General features: G+C 36.0%; 1 protein-coding gene. It reads right to left on the bottom strand.

The features are described 5' to 3' along the window. A partial coding sequence (locus SCA31_RS22665; RefSeq protein ID WP_410699305.1) for a hypothetical protein occupies positions 1 to 367 on the bottom strand: 367 nt, incomplete at both ends.

Here is a 367-nt window from a genome sequence, read left to right as displayed (position 1 = left end):
AAATATAAGAAGTGCTGTTGACCACCATAGAAAAGGTCCTGAAAATATAAACCATACCGTCGCAGCGGTAAGCGGGAACATCCACAAGCATTTTTTATTATACTCGATCCAATATCTATCTTTGAAATAGTTTAATCCGTAATTCTCCAACAATGCACTTATGTTAATTGTGTCACTGTAATTTAGTACAATCAATGAATTGTTAGCATAATTCCCATGTGAGGCATCATTTTTATTCTCAAAAAGCCCTAATAATTTTTTATTCTTTACCGGATGAATCATGACCCCATCAATAGTGACGTATGAATCGAGCGCTGAGTAACATAGTTGTCCTCCATCCGTTGGCCAAAGAATCTGCGTATTATCT

The sequence above is a fragment of the Chryseobacterium sp. SIMBA_028 genome (genome assembly GCF_046535285.1).
Classification (GTDB): domain Bacteria; phylum Bacteroidota; class Bacteroidia; order Flavobacteriales; family Weeksellaceae; genus Chryseobacterium.
The sequence above is the reverse complement of the archived record's forward strand: the minus strand, read 5'-3'. Positions and strand labels throughout refer to the sequence as shown.